Source organism: Haloglomus litoreum (assembly GCF_029338515.1).
Classification (GTDB): Archaea; Halobacteriota; Halobacteria; order Halobacteriales; family Haloarculaceae; genus Haloglomus; species Haloglomus litoreum.
In genome coordinates, this window is sequence record NZ_CP119988.1 from 1,746,600 (window position 1) to 1,770,902 (window position 24,303).

Sequence of the window (24,303 nt, forward strand, 5' to 3'; positions counted from 1 at the left end):
ATCGCGATAATGTGGTTGTTCTGGCAGAAATACAGAACGTAGCTGAGAAAGGATGCGTGGAACGGATTACGCGAACGTCTTCGAGATCTCGTCCTCGTCCTCGTCGTCCTCCTGCTGGATCTTCTCCCAGGCCTGTTCGAAGTCCACGCGGCGGACCTCGGTGCGGTCGTCGCGGATGGCGAACATCCCGGCCTCCGTGCAGACTGCCTTGATGTCCGCCCCGGAGGCGTCGTCGGCCATCTCGGCGAGGGCCTCGTAATCCACGTCGTCGGCGATGTTCATGCTCCGGGTGTGGATCTTGAAGATGATCTCGCGGCCCTCGGCGTCGGGCTTGGGCACCTCGATGAGGCGGTCGAAGCGGCCCGGCCGGAGGATGGCCCGGTCGAGCATGTCGAAGCGGTTGGTGGCGGCGATGATGGAGATGTCACCGCGCTCGTCGAAGCCGTCCATCTCCGAGAGCAGCTGCATCATCGTCCGCTGGACCTCGGCGTCCCCGGAGGTCTTCGATTCGGTGCGCTTCGCGGCGATGGCGTCGATCTCGTCGATGAAGATGACGGCCGGCTGGTTCTGGCGGGCGAGTTCGAACAGGTCCCGGACGAGCTTCGCGCCCTCACCGATGAACTTGTGGACCAGCTCGGAGCCGGCCATCTTGATGAAGGTGGCGTCGGTCTGGTTGGCGACCGCTTTGGCGAGCATCGTCTTGCCCGTGCCCGGCGGGCCGTAGAGCAGGACGCCGCTCGGCGGGTCGATGCCGACCTCGGTGAACATCTCGGGGCTCTTGAGCGGGAGCTCGACCGTCTCGCGGACCTCCTCCATCTGCTCGTCGATGCCGCCGATGTCGTCGTAGCCGACGTCCGGCTTGTGCTCGACCTGCATCACGCGGGCGCGGACATCCGTCTCGTCGTCCAGCACCTTCACGATGGACAGTGAGTTGTTGACCGCCACGCGGTCGTCGGGCTCCAGGCGGTCGCGCATCTCGTCGGTGACCTCGGTGAGCGCCTCCTGGTTGTTGCCGTGCTGCTTGATGACGACCCCCTCGTCGGTCAGCTCCTGGACCGTCGCGACGAACAGCGGCGACTGCTTGAGCTTCTTGTTCTCGTGGGTGAGCCGCTCGAGCTTCTGCTGGTACTTGTTGTTCTCCGCGCTGGCGTCGAGGAGCTTGTCCCGCATCTCCTCGTTCTGCCCCTCCAGCACCTCCAACCGCTCGCGGAGTGCCTCCACCTTCTCCTGCTGGGAGGCGTTCTCGTCGTACGGCATATCGACATCGTCCACGGCGTCGGTCATTGACAGGAAGTAGGGTGGTGTACTCATAAGAGGCTTCGGGTGGCCGCACTCGATACTCGGCGTCGCCCTTCCGTCTGCCGGCGTCGTGCGCGCTGCTGCGGTCCGATGGCCGCTCCCATGGCCCCGCCCGCCGAGGGATGTACGATGGTAATTATCTAACTCGAAATTATTATGGCCGTCGCGTACGGAGCCGGAGTATGACCGGACCGGACTCGGCGGCCGTGGCCGACGAGCGGGCGGAGTGGAGCCGGGAGACCGCAACGGGCCGTGAGGGAACGGGTGTGGACGCGGCGGATGCTCCCGGCTGGGAGACGGTCGCGGCGCTGCCCGCGAGCGCGAAGCTGGTGGCGCGGGTGCTGGAGCACGAGGGGCCGCTGAGCGGGACGGACCTCGCCGCGGAGACACGGCTCCCGCCCCGGACGGTGCGGTACGCCGTGGGGCGGCTGGAGGAGGCGGACGTCGTCAGCGAGGGGTTCTCCCTGCGGGACGCCCGCGAGAAGCGTTACCGGCTCCGGATCGACTGACTCGACCGCGGCTTGCCGACCACGGGTCGCCCGAGCCGGCCGCGGGGTCCCGGCTTCGGCCCGACTGCTCCGTGGACCACCGTCACGGCCGGACGGTCGGGTGATGCCCGCCGGGCCCACCGTAACGCTTGAATCGGTCGGTGGCCAACGGCTGCCAACGAATGCCGGACTGTGACTACTGCGGGGAGTCGTTCGGGAACGAGACGGCCCGGGACAAGCACCTGAAGGCCGAACACGCCGATGAACTGGGGCGCATCGACCGACGACGGCTGGGGATGGAGGACGAGGACGGGAGCACGCTCGGCGATGCGGCCGGCCCCATCGCGCTCGGGGCTATCGTCCTGTTCGCGGTCGCCATCATCGGCTATCTCGTCTTCTTCGCCGGGTCGGGCGGAGCGACGACACCGCACAACCTCGGGGGCGTCCACGGCCACGGGACCATCAACGTCACCGTGGTCGGTGAGAGCCTCGACTTCAGCCAGGGGGAGTACCAGGTGCAGGACCGGTACTGGCACTTCGAGGGCGGCAACGGTCGGTTCTGGCACGTCCACGGCGAGGGCGTCACCCTGGCGTACGCGCTGGACACCATCGGCATCGGCGTGACCGACAACTCCGTCACCTATCAGGGTACCACCTACGAGGACTCGGACCCACAGTACGACGTGGAGGTGACCGTCGGCGGCGAGGACGTCGACCCCTCGAGCTACGTACTCAGGGGCAACAGTCGGACGCCATCGGGCCGACAGACCGCCGCCGGGGCGCACATCCGTATCATCGTCACCCGGACCGGGTGAGCCCACCGGGAACCACGGGTCGTCGCCTGGCCCCTCCAGCCCCCGCCTGGTTGCAGTACATACCCCTCGATACCAGACAGTATCCGCTATCGCAACCATTTAGGGCGTACTGTCGGAACATCCGGTCAGCGACATGACGAATCGACGTAAGTTCCTGAAAACGGTCGGCGCGACGGGCGCCCTCGGGCTCGTGGCGGGATGTACCAGTGGCGGCGATGGTGGCGACGGTGGCGGGGGCGGTGACGGTGGCGACGGCGACGGCGGTGACGGTGGCGAACCCACACCGACGCCGACGCCGGTCCCGTTCGGCGACGGGCGGGCGACGTTCTACATGTCCCCGAGCGAACCCCAGTCGCTGATGGAGGCCCAGTACCAGCCGGTCAAGGAGCAACTCCAGAGCGAACTCGACGTGAACCGCGTGCCGCTCCAGTACGCCGCGGGCTACAGCGCGGTGCTCCAGACCCTGGGCGGCGGGGCGGGCGACATCGGTGAGACGGGCCCGTTCGCCGCGGCGCTGGGCGTCGCCAACGACCGCTGTGACATCATCCTCCAGCGGTTCGGCTACGGCTCCTGGACGTATGCGTCGGTCATCGTCACGCAGGAGGACTCGGACATCGAGTCCCTGTCGGACCTGGAGGGGGAGCGGGTGGCCTTCGCCGACCGGCTGTCGGCCTCCGGCGCGCTCTACCCGCTGTACATGCTGAAGCAGGCCGGCCTCAGCATCGGCGACCTGCCCAACGACACGACGGACGCCGACTTCACGCCGCAGTTCTCCAGCCACGCCGAGGCCTTCGCGGCCCTGGAGCGCGGTCAGGTCGCGGCCGCCGGCGTCGGGAAGTTCATCTCGCTCAACGACGACCGCGAGCTCAAGAGCGGCTTCCGCTACGTCAAGGAGACCGACGGCATCCCGCGGGCGCCCATCGTCGTCAGCCCCGAGCTCTCGGACGAGGAGCAGAACGCGGTCAAGGAGGCCCTCATCGAGGCCCCCGAATCGATGTACCTCGGCGAGGACGGCGAGGCCGACACCGACGACGACCTCTGGTTCAGCGACGTCCGCGAGGCGAGCAACGAGACCTACGAGCCCGTCGTCGAGGTCGCCAACGAGCTGGGCATCACCGCCGAGCTGCTCGACCAGTAACCCGAACGACCGATTTTTCACCGCTCTGCGGTACACCCAACACATGCCAAGCGTCTCGCTCCAGAACGTCACGAAACGGTACGGCGAGGACACCGTCGCCCTCGACGGCGTCTCGCTCGATATCGACTCCGGCGAGTTCGTCGTCGTCCTCGGTCCCTCGGGGGCCGGGAAGTCGACTCTCCTGCGTATCCTCAACGGACTCACCCAGCCGACCGAGGGAAGCGTCAGCATCGGCGGTCAGCCCGTCTCGGCCACCGGCAGCGAGGTCGGGATGGTGTTCCAGATGCACTACCTCATCGAGTCCATCTCCGCCTACCGGAACGCCCTGACGGGGGCCCTGGGCCGGACCGGAACGCTCCGCAGCGCGCTCACCCTGAACGAGCGCGAGGACAAGCGCGAGGCGCTCCGGGCGCTGGACACCGTCGGCCTGCTGCAGGAGGCCGAGCAGCGCGCCGGGTCCATGTCCGGCGGCCAGAAACAGCGCGTCGGCATCGCCCGCGCGCTGGTCCAGCAGCCCTCGCTGCTGCTCGCCGACGAGCCGGTCTCCAGCCTCGACCCGAAGGCCGCACGCGACGTGATGAACTACATGAAGCAGGCGGCCAGGGAGCGTGACCTGACGACCCTGGCGAGCCTCCACCAGGTCAACATCGCCCGCGAGTTCGGCGACCGCTTCGTCGGCATCCGGGACGGGAGCATCATCTTCGACGGGGACCGCGAGGCGCTGACCATGGACGTGGTCGACCGGCTCTACTACGGCGAGGAGACAGACGGTGCGTTCAGCGAGGGGGGAGACGGTGAGGCGGCCGCGGCCGAGAGCGTCACCGGGGGTGTGGAGTCGTGAGCAGCGACTCCGTCGACGAGATCCTGGGACGCATCGAGCGCCGGTTCGCCATCCGACGGCTCCTGACGCTCGCCGCCATCGCGCTGGCGGCGGCCACCGTCTACTTCGGGACCGGGTTCCTCGGGAGCCGCCCCGTCCCCGACATCATCCGGTTCGCGCAGTTCGACTTCTTCTTCCAGGAGTTCGCGAAGTACCTGCGGCCGAACTTCATCGACTTCACGCTGTACACCCGGGAGAACGAGATCGGCGGCCTCCGGGCCATCGTCGTCAGCCTGTCGCGCCCGATGACCATCGTCGAGACGATCCAGTCGCTGCGGAGCAGCCTCATCGTCTCGGCGGTCGTGATGACGCTCTCTATCGGTATCGTCGGCACAATCCTCGGGTTCCCGTTCGCGCTGTTCTTCGGCGTGCTGGGCTCCGAGCGGGTCACGCCGTTCCCCTTCAACTTCGGGTTCCGCGGCGTGATGTCGACCATCCGCGCCGTCCCGGCGCTGGTCTGGGTGTTCATCTTCGCCGCGCTCGTCCCGCTCTCGCCGCTGACGGCGATGCTCGCGGTCGCCACCGACACCGTCGGCAACCTCGGCCGCCTGTTCACGGACGAGCTGGAGGAGATCGACGAGGGGCCCATCGAGGCCATCCGCTCGACGGGCGCCTCCCGGCCGCAGGTCATCAACTTCGGGATGCTCTCGCAGGTCTCCTCCTCGTTCGTCGCCTGGACGCTCTACATCCTCGAGATCAACACCCGCATCGCGGTCTCCCTGGGTGTCGTCGGGGCCGGCGGGCTCGGCCAGTACATCCAGCAGAACCTCAACCTGTTCAACTCGTTCCGCGCCGGCGCCGGGCTGCTGACGCTGCTCGTGCTCGTGCTCTCCATCGAGCTGCTCTCCTCCCGGCTCCGCGCCCGGCTCCGCCCCTCGGAGCACGACTCGAAGGGGTTCATCGACGCGCTCCGCGACCTGGGTGACGGGAACAAGTGGCTCGGCCGCGGGACCGACCGGTAACCGGCCTCTCGGGGCTCAGAACTCCCCGAGCCGCGACTGCCCGCCCCCCTCCTCGTCCAGTCCCGCCAGCGCGACCGCCTCGTCCAGCGCGTCGGCGAACGTGCTCTCCTGACTCCGGTCGTACAGCGTCGCCGCCGGGTGGACACAGAGCAGGACCCGGTAGCTCCCGTCGCCGACACGGGCGTCGTGGACGGTGCCGGCCTCCTTCGTCACCGCCACCGACCGCTCGAGCAGGTGCTGGGCGGGGACCTTCCCGAGCGTCACGACGAGTTCGGGGTCGACCTGCCGGAGCTCCGCGGCGAGGTAGCCCTTGCAGTTGGCGAGTTCGTCCCGTTTCGGGTCGCGGTTGTCCGGTGGTCGGCAGCGCACGCAGTTGGTGATGCGGACGTCCCGGCGCGCCAGCCCGCGGTCGCGGAGGGCCTCGGTCAGCACGTCGCCCGAGCGGCCGACGAACGGCTCGCCCTGCTCGTCCTCGCTGGCGCCGGGGGCCTCGCCGACGAACACGAGGTCGGCGTCCGTCGGGCCGATCCCGTTGACGATGCGCGAGCGCGACTCGCACAGCTCCGGGCACGCCTCACAGGCCGTCACCGCGACACCATCCATCTCGCCTGGCAGCGATTCGCTCATGTCGGCCCGCACTCGGGGCCGCTACTAAGCCCCCGCGGTCGCGCGGAGCGACGCTACCGGTGGGAGGCGGACTGCTGCCTCACTCGGATTCCCGTCGCCGGAAGTCGTCGCCGCCGCGGGCGCAGAGCCTGGCCACGCGGACGGGTTCGGGGCGGCCGCCTTCGGGGGTGAACCGGGCCACCACCTCGCGGGCCGTCTCGTCGTCGCAACCGACCGCCCGGACGAAGCAGGTCTCGTCGTTGACAGTCACCCGTTCGCGGGGCGGCTGGCGCTCGTAGACCGAGAGCCGGCGCTCGCGCCCGTCGGGGTCGTCGGCGAACGCATCGCGGAGCGCCGGCTCCAGCCCGTCGCTCGCCTCGAAGGAGACCGACAGCACCGGCCGCTCGACGGCCTCGTGGATGGCGTGCAGGTCGAGGACGTTGAACCACGCGGGGGCGATGCCCGCCACGATGACGTACCGGACGTCCTCCCGGTCGAGAAGCCCCCAGCAGTCGACGACCGTGTCGGTAGCGTCCGTGCCGCCGACCGTCCAGGAATCCAGTACGAGGTCCTCGAAGGTGCGGTCCGCGCGGACCACGGCCCCGGCGACGGTCGCCGACCGGTCCCCCGCGGCCGACTCGGCCACGCCGAGCGCGCGGACCCCGTCCGTCACCTCAGGAACCCTGCTCTTCCTGCTGGTCCTTGATGTCCTTGAGCTTGTTCAGCAACTCGTCGCTGTCCGTGTCCCCGAACTCGTAGTTCACGTCGCCGCGGTGGTCGTGTTCGGCCGTGTTCATCCCCTCCTCGTCCTCGAAGTCGGTGTCGATCTCCTGGTTCTCCTGTTCCGACTCGTCGTAGCTCCCGAAGCCCATGTCCATCCGACCCTAGTGAATTGTTCGTGATAAATGGTGCGCCGGTCACCGGGTGGGACTGTTACGTCGGCGAGCCGACCCGAGTGAAACGTTGACAGGGTTCCGTCCGGTCGACGTCTTCTCCGCCTCGAACCGTTCGTCCGGCCCGCTATACGTAGATGTAGCCCTCGATCGGGTCGCACCGTGCGCGGTCGATCGCGAGGTCGGGCAGGTTCCGCGCCACGGCCACTGCACCGACGAGCGCGTCGAGCGCGTCGCCGCCGCTGTCGGCGAGGATGCGCTCACGGGAGACCCCCTCCAGCGTCACGCCACGGTCGAGCACCCCGTCGAGGATACGCTCGCGTCGGGTGCGCGCTCCGGGATACTGGTCGCCCTTGTACTTGCGGTCGGGGAGGCCGAGGTCGCGCAGGGTCGCCGCGGGGTACACCTCGACCAGCGAGGGGTCGGCGACATCGGGAATCATCGGCCGGACGGCGACGGCGTCGCGCTCGACGAGTGGCCCGACCAGGTCCCGGAGGCCGTGGAGTGTCTGGTAGCGGGTGATGAACGAGTACGGCGAGGAGGCACCAGTCGGGCCGTCGGTGGCGCGCTTCAGTTCGACGCCGTCGGCGTCGCTGCCGCGGGCCCGCTCCTTCAGTGCCGACTGGAACGACCGGCCGTCGGCGTCGGCGAACGTCTCGCGGACCCACTCGAGAGCCGCCCGCCAGTCGCCAGTCGCCGTCACCTCGTCGGGGAGCACCGTCGCCGGGAGCCCGAACGAGCAGTCCAGCCCCGTCACCTGCCGTGCCGTCGCGCCCCCGTGCTCGCCGCGGAGGAACCGCCTGAGTCCCTCGAGCACCGGCTCGCGGCCGGTGGCGTCGAACGCCTCGCTCGCCGGGCGCGCGGCCGTGACGCGGAGTTCGAGGTCGCCGTCGGCCGACGGGCTCCCCGGACACCGTCCGGAGACGAGCCAGATGTCCTCCCCGGGCTCCGCACTCCCGCTGAAGTCGACGCCGTGGACGTGCACGGTCGTACCTGGCGCGGCGGCATCGAGAATCCGTCGCCCGGCCGCTCCGTGCCGTTCGGAACGGGGTCGGCGGGAGGGTGGCCGGTTCCCGAGGTGGAGACACCGAAGACACTTACCGGAGCAGGCGGCACCGGCTGGTGATGAGTCCCAAACGTCGCGACGTCCTCCGTGCCGGGGGCGTCGCAGCCCTCCTGAGTGGCGGCCTCGCCGGCTGTATCGAGGACGCCACGGACGCGCCCGGTGAGGAGCGACCCCCATACGCCGACTGGCTGTTCGACACGGGGACCCTGTTCGAGGCGTCGTTCCGCGGCTTCTACAGTGTCGACGTGACCGCCTACCGCGAGCAGCAGGCCGCCCTGCCGGCCCCGTTCAACGAGACCGTCGAGCGGGTCGCCCGGGAGTACGACGGCGTCGCGGTCGATGACTTCGACCGGGTGACCGGGCTCGGTGCGTTCGCCGACCCCGACCCAGACGACCACGGCGACGAGCAGTACGTCATGACGAGTGTCGGGGCCGGTAGCTTCGACGTCGGTGCCGTGAGCGATGCCGTCGCGTCGGAGACGTCGCTCGAAGCGGCCGGGAGCCTCGAGGGGTACGACCTCTACACGGAGCGCAACCGCTACCGGCCGGGGGAGACACAGGCGGCCGCCGTCGCCGACGACGCGGTTATCCTGGCGCTGGCGAACGCCGGCGGCGGCTACCGCGATTCGCCGGCGGGCGAGACCCCGCCGGAACCATCCGGAACCCCGGCGGGCGGGGTGAGTGCCGAACGGGCCGCCGAACTGCACGCCGAGGCGGGCGCCGACGGCTCCGGTGGACTCCTCGCCGCGAACGACCGGCTCGGCCGGCTCGCCGACGCACTCGACGGCCCAATCGTCGGCGGCCTGGCGTTCGACGCGTCCACGCTCCGCGAACGGCTCGGGTTCCACCGGCCCGATGCCAGGACCGCCACGCCGGCGGCGGACGGCCGCGACGGGAACGACGACGGCGGGGCCACCAGCGAGACGCCCCCACCCACGCCGACGGTGAGCGACTCCGGCCCCAGTCCGGTCGAGCGCCACCTCCGGCGGGTCACGCTGGGGCTGACGGCGTTCGGCGGGAGCGCCGACGCCTCGGGCGCCAGCAGCGGCGAGGTCGTCTTCCGGCTGCTGTACGAGGACGAGTCCGCCGCGAGCGACGGGGCCGACGCGGTGCGGGGCCTCCGGGACGCGCTCCGCGCCGAGACGGAGGCGTTCACCGTGCCCGAGGTCGGCGTGACGGCCGACGGTGCGGCCGTCGCGGTGACGGTCACGGGCGACCCGTCGGCGTTCTACGAGGAACTGGGCTTCGGCGGCCGCGAGGAGCCCCGGCCGCGCGCGCCACAGGTCTCGTTCACCTTCGACCGGCGCGAGGACGGCCGCGTGACCGTCACGCACGACGGCGGCGACGAGGTCGGCACGGAGGGCACCATCGGGCTCCTCTACGAATCCGAGGACGAGGGCATCGAGCGCCGGTGGCAGCCCGACGACGGGTCCGTCACCGCCGGCGACTCGATCACGACGGACCGGCCGGTCACCGGGATGCTCCGGGTCATCTGGACCTCCGCGAACGGTGGTTCGTCGGCGACGCTGGGGCTCTACCGCCCGCCGGAGGGGGATGAGGTCCCCCGGGTCGCCTTCGCCTTCGAGATCGACGCCGAGAACCGGGTCACCGTCACGCACGAGGGCGGCGACGCCATCGACCGGTCCCTCGTCGTGGTCTACGACGCTCTGGGAGGCAGCGGCAAGGAGCTGTGGGAGCCCGACGACGGTGCCATCACCGCCGGCGACTCGTTCACCACCGAGAACGGCCTCGCGGAGGACGGCTCCGTGCGGGTCCTGTGGGACGGCCCCGACCCCACCGTCCTGGCGGAGTACCACACCGGGGCGACGCCGACGCCCCGTCGCACCCGGACAGCCTCGGCCGACGACACGCCGACGCGTACGCCCCGCGAGCGGACGGACACGGCGACGCCCCGGGAGACGACCGAGACGCGGACCGCGACACCGCGAGAGTCGACCGAGACGCGGACCGCGACGCCCCGGGAGGCCACAGAGACCCGGACCACGACGCCGCAGCGGACGCGGACCACGACGGCGGAGGACCGGGGAACCCCGACCCGGACGGCGACCGACACGGGGACCGGGACCGCCACGGACACCCCGACCGCCACCGAATCCGCGACCCCGACCCCCGTCGAGGACGGGACGCCGACCACGAACTGAGCCGCGGAACCCGCCGGCCGGCGGGGGGTTACAGCCGACGATTCGAACACAAGACGTTTGCCGGGCCTGCCTGAACGAGCGGTAATGGCTCCCGACAGACGCGACGTCCTCCGCGCGAGCGGCGGGTTCGCAGCCCTCCTGACCGGCCTGGCGGGCTGTACCGAGCAGATCGACGACGCGACCGGCGGCGGTGGCCCGCAGCCCCCGGGATACGCGAGCACGCTGCTCGACCCGGCTGCCCTGGTGTCGACCGAGTCGCGGTTGTTCGTCTCGGTCGACGCGTCGGCCTACGCAGAGCAGAAGGCCGCGCTCCCGCAGCAGTTCCGCGAGAGCGTCGACCAGACGACGAGCGACATCGAGGGGACCGACCCCACCGACGCCGACCGCGTGAGCGCGGTGTTCGGCACCGACCCGGGCGAACGACGGGAGTACGGCGACGAGTCGAGCGTCTACTCCGGCATCGCGACCGGGAGTTTCGACGCCGAGACGCTCCGCTCGCAGGCCGAGAGCGGCGAGCGCCTGACCAGCCGTGGCGAGTACGAGGGATACAGCCTCTACGGTGGCCCCAGCGAGTACGACTACACCCGGACGACGGCGGTGGCCATCTCGGCCGAGGCACTGGTCGGCGCGACGGTGGACGTTCCCGACCCGAGCGGGGGGTCGGACGGATCGGAGCTGAGCGCCACCCCCGACGGCGCCACCACCGCCATCGACGCGGTGAAGGCCCACATCGACACGTTCGGTGGCGGCGGGAGTCCGCTCGCCGATGCCGACCTCGCGACGGAGATGCTCGCACAGACGGACGGGAGCCCGCTCATCGCCGGGGCGCTCACCGACGGCGCGACCATCCGGCGGAGCTACTTCGGCGACGGCCAGGGCGGCACGCGCGAGCCCGAGGACGAACTCGGCCGCGACGTCATGGCACTCACGCAGGACCTGGCCGGCGTCGTGGGCACGGGCGCAGCCCCCGAGACCACCTCGGCCGAGACCACCGTCCGGCTGTACTACGACAGCGAGGACGTGGTGAGCGACCGGGCCGAGACGCTCCGGTCGGCCATCGAGACGGCGAAGGCCCGCTCCGACGACGTGACGCCCCCGGAGACGGAGGTCGGCACGCAGGGCCAGGCGGTCCTCCTCACCATCACGGGCGACCCGCAGCGGCTCTCCGAGGAGTTCGGCTTCGGCGAGTCGAGCGGCGGCGGGAGTTCCCGTGGCACGCCCGTCGAGGCTCCGCAGGTCGCGTTCGCCTTCGAGTACGCCAGCGACGGCACGCTGACGATCCAACACGAGGGCGGGGACACCGTGACCACGGACCTCGACGTCAGGTACGAGGCCGACGGGGAGGTACAGATGGAGACTTGGACCGCCCCCGAGGACGGCATCTCGGCCGGCGAGACCTACACCACGGACATGGCGGTCGACTCCGGGAGCGATGTCCTCGTTCTCTGGCGCGGCGAGAACGCGAGCGCGGTGCTGGCGCAGTCCGAGGCGCCCTGACGCTCGTCACGTCTCCCTCCACACCACTCGCACGCCGCTGCCGAACGTTTGATACCCCCTGGGGCCCCCGGTCCGGGCATGCAGGTCGAACTCCTCGATTGCACGCCGGACCCCGAGGAACTCGTCTGTCGCGCGGCCCGCGGTGACTACTCCTCGGACTGGGTCGGGAGCGACGTCCCGTTCGCCGAGGTGATGGAGCCGGTCGAGGGCGACACCATCGACGAGAAGAAGCAGACGCTGATGGACCACCTGATGCGCTCTGGCCACTGGGGACCGTTCGAGCACCCCTCCGCAACGTTCGCCGTCCGCGGGGTCAGCCGCTCGTGCATGGCCCAGATCACCCGCCACCGCCACGCGTCCTTCGACGTGATGAGCCTCCGCTACGTCGAACTCTCCGGCGAGGAGCCCCTGGAGGAGCGGTTCACCTACCCCGAGACGTTCGAATCGGACGAGGTCGTCTCCCGGGAGGGCGTCGAGGAGATCGAGCTGTCAGCCGAGGAGCGCGGCGAACTCGCCGACGAGGTCTACCAGAAGTGCATCGACGCGTACACCGACCTCGTCGAGGCCGGCGTCCCGAAGGAGGACGCCCGGATGCTGCTCCCCATCGGGACGAAGGTGAACATGACCTTCTCGATGAACGCGCGGGCGCTGATGCACCTGCTCAACATGCGGATGAAGGGCGACGCCCAGTGGGAGGTCAGACACCTCTCCGAGCGCGTGCTGGAGGAGGCGAAGGAGTGGATGCCGTACACGTTCGAGCGGTACGAGGAGAAGCACCCGCAGCCGCTGTCGCCGTAGCGGACCGGTCAGGGGTCGTCCGCCCCACCCGGCCACAGGGACACGACGCCCTCCGTGTCCACCACCGGTTCCGGGTGGTCCCACGCGAGGTAGTGGCGGAACCGGGGACGATGGGGGACGTCGAACACGAGCTGCAGGCGGACCGACTCCCCCGGCGCCAGGCCGTCGTACCACACGAGCGGGCGGATGCCAGGCGCGCCGTCCGGCTGGCGGAGGCGGTCGAAGGGCACGCCCCGGAGCGAGTGGAGGTGACGGTAGATTCCGCCCGCCAGCTGCAGCCGGAAGACGGTGTCACGGACCGCCGGCAGCCGCTCGTCGCCGGTGTTCTCGATGGTGAAGTCGTAGGCGAGGTAGCGGCCGCGCTCGGGGTCGACGCTCGCGGTGCCGTCCTCTCCCTCGTAGGACACCGAGGCGAAGGCGGTCCAGCGCCGTGCCGTGACGCGGGTGCCGTCGGCGGCCGTCGCGCTCGCCCCGAGGACACGGGCGGCCGGAGCGGGGCCCGGACGCCGCGTCGGACTGGGGCTCGCGGTCGCCGTCGGTGTCCCCGCCAGGGAATCGTCGCCGTCGACCCCATCGCTGCAGCCGGCGACACAGAGCGCCGCGCCGGGGGCGAGCGCGCGCAGGACCCGGCGGCGGCTATGCACATCCGGTCATCGGCAGGTCCGGACAGGAAGGTTGTGGCTCGGCGGTATCGGGCCCCAGCTCCGTGTCCGTCACCGCCCCGTGATGTCGACCTCGCTAGCGGCGAAGGTGCCGCAGACGCCGCCGACGGTACTGAGGACGAGCACGTAGGCGGCGAGCAGCGCGCCCCCGGCCCTCTCGTCGTGCCGCCGGGTCGCCGGTACCGTCTGACATATCGGGCCGTTGCGCGCAGAGCGGCAAGAAATTCCCGCCGGCGGCCACGACGCCCGGCCGTCGACCGTCCAGGATGCCCGACCGTCGACCGGCCAGGTAACCGAACCACGACTCGGCGCGGGGATTAACGTGGACGGCGCCCGGAGGAACGCGCATGGCAACCGAGGAGTCGGACCCCGCCGCGGACCCGCGGGCCGACTACGACTACGTGGGTGGTGGTGCGCCCGAGGAACACGTCGACCTGGTGGCGGGCCTCCGCGAGCGGGTGGCGGGCGAGGTCCGGTTCGACGAGTTCACGCGCTCGCTGTATGCGACGGACGCCTCCGCCTACGAGGTGACACCCGTCGGCGTGGTGCTCCCTCGGGACACCGAGGACGTGGCGGCGACGGTCGAGTTCTGTGCCGAGGAGGGTGTGCCGGTCCTCCCTCGCGGCGGCGGCACGTCGCTGGCCGGCCAGTCGGTGAACGAGGCGGTCGTCCTGGACTTCACGGCCGAGATGGACGCCATCGTCGAGGTCGACCCCGACGGGCGGACGGCGACGGCCCAGCCGGGCTGTCTGCTGGGGGACCTGAACGCCCGCCTCGCGGAGCACGACCTGAAGTTCGCCCCGGACCCGGCGTGGGGCGACAAATCCGCCATCGGCGGTGCCGTCGGTAACAACTCCACGGGCGCGCACTCGCTCCAGTACGGCAAGACCGACGCCTACGTCGAGTCCTGCGAGGTCGTCCTCGCGGACGGGACGACCGCGACGTTCGGGGAGACGACGGTCGGCGACCTGCGACGCCAGGCCGAGAGCGACTGGTCCATCCGCGCCAAGGTCGCGAAACGGGTGCTCCGCCTGCTGGAGGCCGAGGCCGGCGCCATCGACGACGCGTTCCCCGACCTGAAGCGGAACGTCTCCGGCTACAACCTCGACGCGCTCGTCGCGGACGCCTACGAGGGGCTCCACCGCGACCCGGGGGACCTGGGGGTGGGCGACCGGGGCGCCGGCCGCGACGACGGCCCCAGCGACGGTAGCGGCGACGTCGAACCGCTGCCCGACGACGCGACGGTGAACCTCGCGAAACTGCTGTGCGGCTCGGAGGGGACCCTCGCCGTCGTTACGGAGGTGACGGTGTCGCTGGAACCCGTCCCCGAGACGAAGTCGGTCGCGCTGCTGGGCTACGAGGACCTCGTGACCGCGATGGAGGACGTGGCGCCCATCCTCGACCACGACCCCGCCGCGGTCGAGGTGCTGGACGACGTGCTGCTGGACCTCGCGCGGGACACGACGGAGTTCGGCGACCTCGTGCGGGACCTCGCGCCCCGCGGGACCGGGGCCGTGCTGCTGGTGGAGTTCTACGCCCCCGACGACGGGACGGGCCGCGAGCGTGTGGCCGACCTGTTCGCCGACCGGGCACGTCACCTCGACGCGGAGCCGGCGGCCGAGCCGCCGGGCGAGGCGCCGGCCAGCGACGACCCGGGGCGCGCCACCTTCGCCCGCGAGGCACACGACGACGACGACCGGGCGCGCTTCTGGAAGCTCCGCAAGTCCGGCCTCCCCATCCTGCTGGGCCGCACCAGCGACGCGAAGCACATCTCCTTCGTCGAGGACTGCGCGGTCCCGCCCGAGCGACTGCCCGAGTACGTCGCGGACTTCCGCGAGGTGCTGGAGCGCCACGACACGTACGCCTCCTTCTACGCCCACGCCGGGCCGGGCTGTCTCCACGTCCGGCCGCTGGTGAACACGAAGACCGTGGAGGGGGTCATGCGGATGCAGTCCATCGCCGACGACGTGACCGACCTCGTCGTCGAGTACGGCGGCTCGGTCTCGGGCGAGCACGGCGACGGCCGCGCCCGCTCGGGGTGGAACCGGAAGCTGTACGGCGACCACGTATACCGGATCTTCCGCGACCTGAAGGCGACCTTCGACCCGGAGGGGCTGCTCAACCCGGGCCAGATCTGCGGCGACGTGGACATGACCGAGAACCTCCGGTTCTCACCGGAGTACGAGTTCGACGCCGGCGTCCTCGCGGGTGCGGACGCGGGCGACGGGGGCGACGACACCGGCGACGGCGACAGCGGCGCCGGCTTCGAGCCCACCCTCTCGTGGGACAACGAGAACGGCTTCCAGGGGATGGTCGAACTCTGTCACGGCTGCGGGGGCTGCCGCGGGCCACAGGAGACGACGGGCGGCGTGATGTGCCCCACCTACCGCGCGGCCGACGAGGAGATCCAGGCGACCCGGGGGCGCGCGAACGCACTCCGGCAGCTCCTCTCGGGCGACCTCGACCCCGAGACGGCCGACGAGGAGTTCCTCCACGAGGTGATGGACCTCTGTGTCGGCTGCAAGGGGTGTGCCCGGGACTGTCCCTCGCAGGTCGACATGGCGAAGCTCAAGGCCGAGGTCGAGCACGCCGCCCACGAGCAGGGCGGGACACCCCACCGCCGCGACCGCCTCTTCGCCAACGTGTTCGACCTCTCGGCTGCCGGCTCGCGGTTCGCGCCGCTCGTGAACGCGCTGGGGTCGCTCCCCGGGAGCGGCTGGCTGGCCGAGAAGACGCTCGGCATCGCCCGCGAGCGCGATCTCCCGGCGTTCGCGAGCGAGTCGTTCGTCGACTGGTTCGAAGCCCGCGAGCCGGCCATCGCGGCCGATGGCGCCGCCCACCGGGTCGTCCTCCTGCCGGACCCGTACTCGACGTACGTCACGCCGGAGGTGGCTCGCGCCGCCGTCGAGGTCCTCGAAGCCGCCGGCGTCCACGTCGCCCTCGCGGAGCCACTCCCGTCGGGCCGGGCGGCCCACTCGAAGGGCTTCCTCGACACGGCCCGCGAGCGGGCCCGCGACGTGGTGGCCGAACTCGCGCCACGGGTCGAGGACGGCTACGACGTGGTCGTCGTGGAGCCCACCGACGCCGTGATGGTGCAGTCGGACTACGGCGACCTCCTGTCTGGCACGGCCGTCGAGCTGGTCCGCGAGTACACGCACGGCGTCTGCGAGTACCTCGACCGCCACGACCTCGACCGGGACGTGGCGTTCGACGCCGACGGGGCCGTCGGCGAGGGTGCTGAGCACGCCCCGCTCGCCGGGTCGCTGGCCTACCACGGCCACTGCCACCAGAAGGCGACGAAGAAGGACCACCACGCGGTGGGTGTCCTCCGGCGTGCCGGCTTCGAGGTGGACCCGCTCGACTCGACCTGCTGTGGGATGGCCGGCTCCTTCGGCTACGAGGCCGAGCACTACTCGATGAGCCGGGCGGTCGGAGAACTGCTGTTCGAGCAGGTCGAGACCAGCCCGGCCGAGACGGTGGTTGCACCGGGGGCGTCGTGCCGGACGCAACTCGACGACTGGGAGGGGCTGGACGAGCGACCGCCGCATCCCGTCGAGGTGCTGGCCGCTGCGCTGTCTGAGTAGGATAAATACTCGGATATATTTATAACTCAATTACTTTTGCATTTGTCGACTTAGTAAGTATATTATGGGTTGTATCTGGACATTATTCGATTCGTCTGTTCGTCGAACGTCCGCCGGTCTCTGTGAGGTCAATCAGTTCTCCTGGCGAACACACGGGACAGGACCGCAATCCCGAGCAGATGAACCACGGCCCCGGCGAGGAGATACACTCCCCACGACGAGTCACCGGCGACACCGGCGACGATGGCCTTGACCGGCCAGAACGCCGGGAACACCCCGGCGAGGAACTGGTACGGCTCCGGCACCACCGCCACCACCAGGGCGGGCCCGAGGACGACGAGGTTGACGAGTTTGCTGATGGCGATCCCCTCGATGGTGTTCGAGGCCACCGTGCCGAAGGCCAGCGCGATGATTGGCCCGCCGAGCGCTCCGACGGCTGCCGACCCCAGGAGGACCGCCGGCGGGATCGGGACGAGGCCGACGACGGCGAGTGCCGGGAGCGTCGCCGCGAGACTGAGCACGTAGGCCGAAACACCGCGATACAGCAGATAGCCGCGGCCGGAGAGCGGGCTCAGACGGTAGGCGGTGAGGACACCCTGTTCGCGGTCCTCGAGGACGAACATCCCGACGACGAACCCGTAGATGGCGGGGCCGAACAGCGCGAGACTCCCGGCTATCTCCGGGTAGAAATCCTCCAGCGTGAGGATGGGAGCGCTCAGGTCCGCCACCGTCGGGGCGGCGAGTCGGACGACGGCGGCGAGTGCGAGCGGCCCGACGGCCGCGATGCCCAGCATCGGGTCCCGGACCCAGTTCCGGAGGTCCGCGACCACCATCCCCAGCCAGGGCGACCGCGACTGGCCCCAGGAGGGCCGCTGGTGCTGCCGGGCGGCCGGGGTCTCCTGACGGCCCAGTTGCCGCCTGGGGTCCCCACCGCGGACGATGTGCCGACGGAAGGTCCGGCGCGCGCCGAGGTACGCGACCGCGTTCCCCAAGAGGAGGTAGCCGAAGCCGTAGCCCACCTCCCACGGTGCGAGCGGGCGGAAGCCGCCTTCGACGAGGAGGAGCACTGGCTGGGCGGGCAGCAGGTAGAACAGGGGCGTCTCGACGAGGCCGACGTACCCGAACAGCGGGAGGAACAGAACCGTCCCCCAGCCGACCGCGCTGATGAAGTACTCGTTGACGGAGTCGTACCGGGCGACCGCGGTGAAGCCGATCAGCACGAAGAGCGACGCCGAGAGTGCGACGCCGGGGACGAGGACCGCCAGCCCGGGAACCCGGCCGTGGCCGACGACGGCGACGAGCGTCGTGGCGAGGACCGCGAGGACCGACAGCGTTCCGGCCTTCGAGACGAGGTACCCCCGGTCGCCGATGGGCGACGTCACCAGCGCGTCCAGCACGCCCTCCTCCTTCTCGAACAGGACCACCGCGGCGATGAAGTAGAACCCGAGTACCGTCGGGTCGGTCACGATGAGCAACACTGCGGCGTCGGTGCGGAGTTCCGGCCCGAGCAGGCGGAGTCCGACGATGAACACCACCGTGAGGACCGCGTAGACGGTGTAGAACCCGTATCTGACCTGGAGCCGAGCGTCCCACGCCATCATCGACCCGAGTCGTCTCACGGCGCGGGCACCTCCCAGGGGACATGGGCGGCCCACACCCACGGCCGCCACGTCGACGCGGTCCCCGTCATGTCAGCTCGGTCCCCGTCACCTCGATGAACACGTCCTCGAGGGTCGCCTCGTCCGTGTGGATCGTCTCTATCTGGCCGCCCTGGAGGAGCTGCTGGAACCCCGAATCGTCACCGAGGTCCGTGAGGGGGAACTGTCGTTCGGTGAGAGTTCCGTCGGTGCGGTACTCGACCCGGACGGTCGGCGTGCCGTGTTCGAGTTTCAGCGTTCGCGGCGTGTCGACGGCCGCGAGGCGGCCATCGACGATGAACGCGACGCGGTCACAGAGCCGGTCGGCGACCGCCATGTCGTGGGTCGTCAGGAAGACGGTCGTCCCGTCGTCCTGGAGGTCGGTGATGACGCGCTGCACTGCCCGCGCGTTGCTCGGGTCGATACCCGCCGTCGGTTCGTCGAGGAAGACCAGCCCGGGGTCGTGGACGAGCGCGCGGACGAAGTTCAGCCGCATCTGCATCCCCTTCGAGTACGTCCCCACGCGACGGTCGGCCGCGTCGGCCAGTCCGACCCGTTCGAGGAGGTCCGTCGGGTCACGTGCGAACCCCCCGTGGAGCGAGGCGAACAGTTCGAGGTTCTCGCTGCCGGTCAGCTTCCGGTAGAGGTTCGGCGTCTCGGCGGAGACGCCGATACGCTCGTACAGCGTACGCCCCCACTCGCGGACCGGCCGGTCGAGCACCGTCGCGTCGCCGTCGTAGTCGTCGAGGAGCCCGATGAGCACCTTCTGGGTGGTGCTCTTCCCCGCGCCGCTCGGACCGAGGAACCCGAACACCTCGCCGTCCCGCACCGAGAAGTCGAGGCCGCGGAGTGCGGGCCGGTCGGCCCCCGAGTACGTGTACCGCAGTCCACGGACGTCGATCATTGTCGGGGAGACGGTGGCGTGTGGGTAATACCTGGGGCATCGCCCACTCCGGCACCGGCAGCGTCACGGGTCCCTCATTCCGCTTCCGAGGCCGCCTCCACCACCCGCTCGACGTAGAACTCCTGCAGGTCGTCGTCCGGCACGTCGATGTCGTCCCGCGGCGCGTCCAGCAGCACCTCGCCGTCGTGGACGATGGTCAGGTGGTCCACGGCGGCGGCGAACTGCCCGAGGTTGTGGGTCGAGACGACCACCCCGTGGCCGGCGTCCCGGTACTCAGCCAGGAACTCGACCAACCGGAGCTTCGTCACGTCGTCCAGGTCCCCGAGCGGCTCGTCCAGCAGCAGGTACGCGGGCTCCTTCTGGAGCGCGAGCGCGAGGTCGAGCTTCCGGCTGTAGCCGCCCGACAGCTCCCCGGCGATGCGGTCGCGGACCACGTCGAGACCGAGTCGATCGAGCACCGTCTCGGCCCACCCATCGTCGGCGGCCGCCAGCGCGCCGAACACCGACAGGTTCTCCGCGACCGTCAGCTGGTCGTAGTGTGAGGGACGCTGGAACGCCGTCCCGAGGCGCACGTCGGGAACCGACACCTCGCCGGCTGAGGGCTCGACCAGTCCCAGGAGCGTCCGCAGCAGCGTCGTCTTCCCGGAGCCGTTCGGGCCGACGAGGCAGTGGAAGGTCTCCGGGTCGACGGTCACGTCGACCCCGTCGAGGGCCATCACGGTCCCGTAGCGCTTGCGCAACCCCGAGACGCGGATGGGGTCGATAGCGGTCGGGTCCGTGTGCGGCATCGTCGACGATGGTTGGTCCCCGCTCATCTCAGGTCCCCCGCTCGTAGGCGAGCAGCGAGAGCTTCAGCGGCACGAGCATCGCGAGCGCGAACAGGGCGATACCGGCGAGCCAGGTCGCGAACTCCGTCACGGGGAGGCCCCGGAGCGCGGTCCCCCGCACCGTGAGCATCGCGTAGTGGGTCGGCACCAGTCGGATGACCTCGCGCCGGAGCGGCGAGAAGAACCCGACGGGGTAGACGAGCCCGGAGAACCCGAGGAAGCCGAACAGGACGAGCACGTTGAACAGCCGGCCCGTCGTCCCGAAGCCCGACGCGAAGGTGACGGCCGTGGCGATGGCCCCGCACGCGAGGAACGTCAGGCCGTACGCCAGGACCGCCCCGGGTGCGAGCAGGTTCACGCCGTAGCCCAGCGCGACGCCGATGCCGTGGAAGACGAGCAAGGGTACCGCGAGCAGGGCCGTGAAGAAGGCGAGCTTCGCCGCCACCACCGTATCGAGGGAGGTCTCCACCCGGAGCCGGTCGAGGACGGCCTCCTCGCGGGCGAGGTTGTACGGCAGGTAGGCGAACGCGAACGTGAGGACGATGATCATCAGGAACGTCGGGAGCAGGTACGAGGAGAGCTTGCGCTCCTCGCCGGCGATCTCGCGCTGGACCACCACGCGCTTGTCGAGCTGGCGGTTCATCGTCCCCGCGACGACGCTGACGAGGGCCTGCGACGGCTCCCGGTACGGTGTCACGTCGCCGTCGATGGTGACGGTCATGTTCACCTGCTCGACCTCGGGGTCGTCGAGGTCCGGCGGCACCGAGACGACGGCGTACACCGATTCGCGCCGGAGGTCGCGCATCGCGGCGGCCTCGGAGTCGTACTGGATGGGCTTCGAGAACAGCCGGAACGACGCCGCGACCACGTCGTACTCGGAGTCGGAGACATCCTCCCCCGCGACGACGGCGACCGGCGCGTCCTTCGGGAGCACGTGCTGGAAGAACACGGAGGCGCCCGCGAAGGCGGCCGGCAGGAGTATCAGGACGAACAGCAGCGCCAGCACGCGGTGTCGGCTCCACAGCAGCTCCTTCCGGAGGACGGTTCGCAGGCTCATGCGGGCTCCTCGCGGGTCGCGTCGATGTCACCGCTCGTCGGTTCGGGCGCGGCGAGCGACTGCGGCTCGGGCTGGTTCCGGAACAGACCCCGGACGAGAACCCGGAGGCCCCGGGGCGAGGACTCGTAGCTCGTGACGACCGTCCGGCCCTCGACGTCGAGGCGGACCCGCCGGAGTTCCGTCTTCAGCGTCCGGTTCGAGGATTCGAACAGGTAGAACGACTGCCCCGCGGACATGATGTTCCGCACGTCGTCGGCGCTCTCGGCGTCGGCGCTCGTGATGCGGATACGGACGCGGATGTCCGGCGTCGCGCTGGCGTTCCCCCGATCGGTCCGGTTCAGCGTGTAGCTCGTCCCGACGTACTCGACGGTGCGGACGGCCGGCCCGACGAACGGGTAGTCGGGGACCGTCTCCGGCCGGAAGCGGTAGGCGAACCGGACGTAGCCGTCGTCGGTGTCCTCGTAGCGCCGGCGGAGTTCGCCGCCGAGCGTCGTGGGGTCGGCCTCCGGGTCGGCACGGGCGATGGCCACGTCGACGGCGTCCGAGACTGCCGTCCCGTTCCCGATGGCCAGCAGGCGCGGTCCCTCGCGCGGGATGGGTCCGCCCTCGGCGCCACCATCGAGGACGGCGACGGCCGGGCCACGCTCCGAGCGGTAGATGGTGAACCCGCGGCGCGTCTCCGTCTCGAACGTGACGCCGCGGCGGGCGGCGAGGGCGTCGGTGGTCTCCTCGGCGCTCCAGTTCGCGACGACCAGTCGGGCGCCGTACGGCTCGCCGTGGCGGCCGAAGTAGGTGACGTGGCTCGCGGCCGCCGGGTCGAGACTCGCGTTCGCCGGCGGGTCGAGCGCCAGCGTCCGGAGGTAGGGCGGCCCGCTGTAGAACTGGACGGCACCCTGGAAGGCGAGCGAGGCACGCGTCCCGTTCCTCACGGCGGGGTCCGAGCGGAACTCGGTCGTGTTCAGTGTGCCGACGTAGTCGCTCCCGGCAGGGACGTTCTCGGTCGGTTCGTACGGGTCGGGTGGTGGCGGCTCGGCCCCGAGGACGACCGCTCCGACACAGACACCGCCGAGGAGCAGCGCCACGGCACCGGCGACGGCCAGCGCCTGTGTGTCCGGGGTCACGGGGACGCACCTCGTCCGGCCCCGAGGGCGGGAGGAGAGAGGGACGCGGCGGGCGGGGAACCTGCCATGGCCGTGCGGTCGTCGGGTCACGGTTTAGGCCTGTCGGGACCCACGCCGGCGAGAGCCGGGAGACACATACCGGAGCGCTCCGAGGCGCCGACGATGACCGGGCCCTCCACGCTCAGCCGCCGCGGCGCGCTCGCCGCTGGCGGTGGCCTCCTCGCCAGCATCGCCGCAGCGGGCCTCACCCCCGCGCAGGTCCGCCCAGAGATGCGCCTCGCGCCGACGGCCGACTTCGGCTCCTGGCCCGCCCGCAAGCGTGGCCCCCGGCGGACCGGCTACCAGCCCGAGCCGGGGCCCCGGTCGGGCGCGAGCGTGCGCTGGCGGTTCCTGACCCCCCGAGACCCGACCGCATCGCCGGGCATCGTCGCCACGCCCCAGCAGGTGCTCGCGGTCGGCGCATCGTCCACGTTCGCGCTGCGCCCCGACGACGGCTCGCTCGCCTGGCAGACCGGCCACCGCGAGCGCGACCCCATCGGCCGCGACGGCCGCAACGAGTTCGTCCAGTCCGGGCCGCAGCTGGCGGCCGGCCACGCGCTCACGGTCGCGGACGTCTCCCTGTACGGGCTGGACGGTTCGACGGGGTCCGGCGAGTGGGCGTACGCGACGAACAGCAGTTTCCGCGAGGTACTGGCCGTCGGCAACACCGTCTTCCTCTTCTCGCTTGTCGACGGCGTCGACCGGCTCGTGGCCCTCTCGGCCGAGACGGGACTCCCGTACTGGCAGCTCGAGGAGCGGGTCGCCCCGCTGGCGTACGCGCCGGACGAGGGGCTGCTGGTGACCGTCCAGCTGTTCGACGACCTCGCGGAGGGGAGCTTCGAGGGGCGGGACCCCGCGACCGGCTCCCAGGAGTGGTCGACGACCATCGAGGGGATGTCGTCGCTGGCCGGTTCCCCGGCCGTCGCGAGGGGGCGGGTCTACCTCGCTGCCGGGTCGGTGTACGCCCTCGATGCGACCGACGGGACGGAGGTCTGGCGGGCGCCGTTCGATACCGAGCGGTTCGGCGACCCGGTGACCGACGGCGACCGCGTCTACGTCACGAACGACCAGGGTGCCGCGGCGTTCGACGCGGCGACCGGCGAGGAGCGATGGGTTGCTGACGTGCCGGTCAACGGCTTCGCGACGCCCGCCGTCGCCGACGACCGCATCTACCTTCCAGTCGAGGACGGCGTGGTGGCACTCGCGACGGGCGACGGCGCCCGGGCGTTCGACGTATCCTTCCCGGGCGGCCCGCCATCGGGGATGGCCGTCGCGGACGGCACGCTCTACGTCCGCAACGAGCGCGGGGTCTTCGCGCTGGAGGGGGAGCGATGAGCGCCGACGACGCGGCCGCGGACCGGCCGCAGGAACCGCCCGGGACCGCAGAGCGCGTCGGCTACGCCATCGCGTACTTCATCCTGCTCGGGTTCTCGGTCGGCGGCGCCGTCCGGGGCGTCACGGGGACGCTGCTGTTCTCGCCGGCGGTGGGGGCGACGACCGCCGTCGGCGCCGTCACGACAGCCGGCGTCGCGGGACTCCTGTCGGGGCTCCGCCACCCGCCGTCGACGGGCCGAGTGCTCGCCTTCTCCTTCGTCGCGGTGCTGCTGCAGGTCGCACTCGGGGCGCTCCTGGTGCCGTCGGTCGGCGACCTCCGTGGGTCGCTGTACGTCGCAGCGGACGTGGGCCTGACGTGGCTCGCCGCGCTCTCGTTCTCGTGGGCGCTGGTCTTCGGTATCGACTGGTCCGGCGCGCGGGCCCGCCTGCGTGCCCACCTCCGGGGCGAGCGGGACGACTGACGGGGCTCGAACCGGCGACGCCCCGCGCCGGCCACACGACACCGATTTCACGCCGCCGCTCGGAGGACCGGG

The 24,303-nt window shown here is 70.9% G+C and carries 22 protein-coding genes; 11 read left to right on the plus strand and 11 right to left on the minus strand.

Annotated features, from left to right (window positions below; translation table 11 throughout):
• Positions 1-66: 66 nt before the first annotated feature.
• Positions 67-1,284: a proteasome-activating nucleotidase Pan1 gene (gene pan1, locus P2T62_RS08595; RefSeq protein ID WP_276260988.1), complete on the minus strand. Its 1,218-nt coding sequence runs from the start codon at positions 1,282-1,284 to the stop codon at positions 67-69.
• 197 nt (positions 1,285-1,481) lie between these two features.
• Between pan1 and P2T62_RS08600 the strand changes: the two genes are divergently transcribed.
• The 5 genes from P2T62_RS08600 to P2T62_RS08620 all read left to right on the plus strand — a co-directional run bounded on the left by P2T62_RS08600 (position 1,482) and on the right by P2T62_RS08620 (position 5,582).
• A complete protein-coding gene (locus P2T62_RS08600; RefSeq protein ID WP_337250439.1) occupies positions 1,482-1,808 on the plus strand; it encodes a helix-turn-helix domain-containing protein in 327 nt (108 codons plus the stop codon).
• A gap of 161 nt (positions 1,809-1,969) precedes the next feature.
• Entirely contained in the window at positions 1,970-2,602 is a 633-nt protein-coding gene (locus tag P2T62_RS08605; protein ID WP_276260989.1) for a hypothetical protein, read from the plus strand.
• Positions 2,603-2,735: 133 nt separating this feature from the next.
• Positions 2,736-3,740 carry a PhnD/SsuA/transferrin family substrate-binding protein gene (locus P2T62_RS08610; protein ID WP_276260990.1) on the plus strand — a complete coding sequence of 335 codons (1,005 nt, stop codon included), beginning with the start codon at positions 2,736-2,738 and terminating at the stop codon, positions 3,738-3,740.
• Between the two features lie 43 nt (positions 3,741-3,783).
• A complete protein-coding gene (locus tag P2T62_RS08615; RefSeq protein ID WP_276260991.1) occupies positions 3,784-4,581 on the plus strand; it encodes a phosphonate ABC transporter ATP-binding protein in 798 nt (265 codons plus the stop codon).
• Entirely contained in the window at positions 4,578-5,582 is a 1,005-nt protein-coding gene (locus tag P2T62_RS08620) for a PhnE/PtxC family ABC transporter permease (RefSeq protein ID WP_276260992.1), read from the plus strand. The genes P2T62_RS08615 and P2T62_RS08620 overlap by 4 nt, the downstream gene beginning before the upstream one ends.
• A 15-nt stretch (positions 5,583-5,597) precedes the next feature.
• Here P2T62_RS08620 and P2T62_RS08625 read toward each other — a convergent pair whose 3' ends face one another.
• The 4 genes from P2T62_RS08625 to P2T62_RS08640 form a co-directional block, all read right to left on the minus strand.
• Positions 5,598-6,209, minus strand: a complete 612-nt coding sequence (locus P2T62_RS08625) for a uracil-DNA glycosylase (protein ID WP_276260993.1) — start codon at positions 6,207-6,209, stop codon at positions 5,598-5,600.
• 79 nt (positions 6,210-6,288) lie between these two features.
• On the minus strand, positions 6,289-6,861 hold the full coding sequence (locus tag P2T62_RS08630; RefSeq protein WP_276260994.1) for an endonuclease dU: 573 nt from the start codon (positions 6,859-6,861) through the stop codon (positions 6,289-6,291).
• A gap of 1 nt (position 6,862) precedes the next feature.
• A complete protein-coding gene (locus P2T62_RS08635) occupies positions 6,863-7,060 on the minus strand; it encodes a DUF5786 family protein (RefSeq protein ID WP_276261593.1) in 198 nt (65 codons plus the stop codon).
• 148 nt (positions 7,061-7,208) lie between these two features.
• A complete protein-coding gene (locus P2T62_RS08640; RefSeq protein ID WP_276260995.1) occupies positions 7,209-8,066 on the minus strand; it encodes a DUF429 domain-containing protein in 858 nt (285 codons plus the stop codon).
• Positions 8,067-8,206: 140 nt separating this feature from the next.
• On the opposite strand from P2T62_RS08640, the gene P2T62_RS08645 reads away from it, so the two are divergent.
• From P2T62_RS08645 to thyX, 3 genes are all read left to right on the plus strand, one after another.
• Positions 8,207-10,309 (plus strand): hypothetical protein, encoded by a 2,103-nt coding sequence (locus tag P2T62_RS08645; protein ID WP_276260996.1) that lies wholly within the window; start codon positions 8,207-8,209, stop codon positions 10,307-10,309.
• A gap of 84 nt (positions 10,310-10,393) precedes the next feature.
• Positions 10,394-11,806, plus strand: coding sequence for a hypothetical protein (locus P2T62_RS08650; RefSeq protein ID WP_276260997.1), 1,413 nt, complete (start codon positions 10,394-10,396; stop codon positions 11,804-11,806).
• Between the two features lie 78 nt (positions 11,807-11,884).
• Entirely contained in the window at positions 11,885-12,604 is a 720-nt protein-coding gene (thyX, locus tag P2T62_RS08655; RefSeq protein WP_276260998.1) for an FAD-dependent thymidylate synthase, read from the plus strand.
• Between the two features lie 8 nt (positions 12,605-12,612).
• Here thyX and P2T62_RS08660 read toward each other — a convergent pair whose 3' ends face one another.
• Complete coding sequence (locus tag P2T62_RS08660; protein ID WP_276260999.1) at positions 12,613-13,248, minus strand: DUF4352 domain-containing protein; 636 nt, start codon at positions 13,246-13,248, stop codon at positions 12,613-12,615.
• 365 nt (positions 13,249-13,613) lie between these two features.
• On the opposite strand from P2T62_RS08660, the gene P2T62_RS08665 reads away from it, so the two are divergent.
• Positions 13,614-16,850: an FAD-binding and (Fe-S)-binding domain-containing protein gene (locus P2T62_RS08665; RefSeq protein WP_276261000.1), complete on the plus strand. Its 3,237-nt coding sequence runs from the start codon at positions 13,614-13,616 to the stop codon at positions 16,848-16,850.
• Between the two features lie 128 nt (positions 16,851-16,978).
• On the opposite strand, the gene P2T62_RS08670 is transcribed toward P2T62_RS08665, so the two are convergent.
• The 5 genes from P2T62_RS08670 to P2T62_RS08690 all read right to left on the minus strand — a co-directional run bounded on the left by P2T62_RS08670 (position 16,979) and on the right by P2T62_RS08690 (position 22,396).
• A complete protein-coding gene (locus P2T62_RS08670) occupies positions 16,979-18,469 on the minus strand; it encodes an ABC transporter permease (protein WP_276261001.1) in 1,491 nt (496 codons plus the stop codon).
• Positions 18,470-18,536: 67 nt separating this feature from the next.
• A complete protein-coding gene (locus P2T62_RS08675; protein WP_276261002.1) occupies positions 18,537-19,391 on the minus strand; it encodes an ABC transporter ATP-binding protein in 855 nt (284 codons plus the stop codon).
• A 74-nt stretch (positions 19,392-19,465) separates the two neighbouring features.
• On the minus strand, positions 19,466-20,206 hold the full coding sequence (locus P2T62_RS08680) for an ATP-binding cassette domain-containing protein (protein ID WP_276261003.1): 741 nt from the start codon (positions 20,204-20,206) through the stop codon (positions 19,466-19,468).
• Position 20,207: 1 nt separating this feature from the next.
• A complete protein-coding gene (locus P2T62_RS08685; RefSeq protein WP_276261004.1) occupies positions 20,208-21,275 on the minus strand; it encodes an ABC transporter permease in 1,068 nt (355 codons plus the stop codon).
• A complete protein-coding gene (locus P2T62_RS08690) occupies positions 21,272-22,396 on the minus strand; it encodes a hypothetical protein (protein ID WP_276261005.1) in 1,125 nt (374 codons plus the stop codon). Before P2T62_RS08690 ends, P2T62_RS08685 begins: the two co-directional genes overlap by 4 nt.
• A gap of 162 nt (positions 22,397-22,558) precedes the next feature.
• Here P2T62_RS08690 and P2T62_RS08695 point away from each other — a divergent pair, with 162 nt between their 5' ends.
• Positions 22,559-23,770, plus strand: coding sequence for a PQQ-binding-like beta-propeller repeat protein (locus P2T62_RS08695; RefSeq protein WP_276261006.1), 1,212 nt, complete (start codon positions 22,559-22,561; stop codon positions 23,768-23,770).
• The gene (locus tag P2T62_RS08700; protein ID WP_276261007.1) at positions 23,767-24,231 is read left to right on the plus strand and encodes a hypothetical protein; all 465 of its coding nucleotides are present in this window, start codon (positions 23,767-23,769) and stop codon (positions 24,229-24,231) included. Before P2T62_RS08695 ends, P2T62_RS08700 begins: the two co-directional genes overlap by 4 nt.
• Positions 24,232-24,303: the final 72 nt, after the last annotated feature.

Bases quoted from the DNA above. Each gene is read 5' to 3' on its own strand.
- P2T62_RS08700 (WP_276261007.1), top strand. From the start codon at position 23,767: ATGAGCGCCGACGACGCGGCCGCGGACCGGCCGCAGGAACCGCCCGGG.
- P2T62_RS08685 (WP_276261004.1), bottom strand. From the start codon at position 21,275: ATGAGCCTGCGAACCGTCCTCCGGAAGGAGCTGCTGTGGAGCCGACAC.
- P2T62_RS08650 (WP_276260997.1), top strand. From the start codon at position 10,394: ATGGCTCCCGACAGACGCGACGTCCTCCGCGCGAGCGGCGGGTTCGCA.
- P2T62_RS08675 (WP_276261002.1), bottom strand. From the start codon at position 19,391: ATGATCGACGTCCGTGGACTGCGGTACACGTACTCGGGGGCCGACCGG.
- P2T62_RS08600 (WP_337250439.1), top strand. From the start codon at position 1,482: ATGACCGGACCGGACTCGGCGGCCGTGGCCGACGAGCGGGCGGAGTGG.
- P2T62_RS08615 (WP_276260991.1), top strand. From the start codon at position 3,784: ATGCCAAGCGTCTCGCTCCAGAACGTCACGAAACGGTACGGCGAGGAC.
- P2T62_RS08605 (WP_276260989.1), top strand. From the start codon at position 1,970: ATGCCGGACTGTGACTACTGCGGGGAGTCGTTCGGGAACGAGACGGCC.
- P2T62_RS08625 (WP_276260993.1), bottom strand. From the start codon at position 6,209: ATGAGCGAATCGCTGCCAGGCGAGATGGATGGTGTCGCGGTGACGGCC.
- P2T62_RS08645 (WP_276260996.1), top strand. From the start codon at position 8,207: ATGAGTCCCAAACGTCGCGACGTCCTCCGTGCCGGGGGCGTCGCAGCC.
- P2T62_RS08610 (WP_276260990.1), top strand. From the start codon at position 2,736: ATGACGAATCGACGTAAGTTCCTGAAAACGGTCGGCGCGACGGGCGCC.
- P2T62_RS08695 (WP_276261006.1), top strand. From the start codon at position 22,559: ATGACCGGGCCCTCCACGCTCAGCCGCCGCGGCGCGCTCGCCGCTGGC.
- P2T62_RS08665 (WP_276261000.1), top strand. From the start codon at position 13,614: ATGGCAACCGAGGAGTCGGACCCCGCCGCGGACCCGCGGGCCGACTAC.
- thyX (WP_276260998.1), top strand. From the start codon at position 11,885: ATGCAGGTCGAACTCCTCGATTGCACGCCGGACCCCGAGGAACTCGTC.
- P2T62_RS08680 (WP_276261003.1), bottom strand. From the start codon at position 20,206: ATGAGCGGGGACCAACCATCGTCGACGATGCCGCACACGGACCCGACC.
- pan1 (WP_276260988.1), bottom strand. From the start codon at position 1,284: ATGACCGACGCCGTGGACGATGTCGATATGCCGTACGACGAGAACGCC.
- P2T62_RS08635 (WP_276261593.1), bottom strand. From the start codon at position 7,060: ATGGGCTTCGGGAGCTACGACGAGTCGGAACAGGAGAACCAGGAGATC.